Source organism: Rhizobium sp. SVR5-9E (genome assembly GCF_056755095.1).
In genome coordinates this window covers 1-251 of the sequence record NZ_JBNDHS010000568.1, presented here as the reverse complement: position 1 = coordinate 251, position 251 = coordinate 1, and the positions used below count along the sequence as shown (strand labels likewise).

Here is a 251-nt window from a genome sequence, read left to right as displayed (position 1 = left end):
ATAGAAGGTCATGAAGATCAGGCGCCAGGAATAGAAGCTGGTAAACAGCGCGGCGATGACCAGCAGCGTGAAGGCAAAGCCGGAAGCCGGATTGTGCGACGTGTACGACGCCGCGATAATCGCATCCTTGGAGAAGAAGCCGGCAAAGCCGATCGGCGAGAACGGAATACCGACGCCGGTGATCGCCAGCGTGCCGATGATCATCATCCAGTAGGTCTTCTTGATGTGCGAGCGAAGGCCGCCCATGTGAC

At 57.8% G+C, this 251-nt stretch carries 1 pseudogene; it reads right to left on the bottom strand.

Going from position 1 to position 251, the window contains the following annotated elements:
* Positions 1–251: pseudogene (locus ACPYOJ_RS36100) on the bottom strand (NADH-quinone oxidoreductase subunit L); the annotation flags it as partial.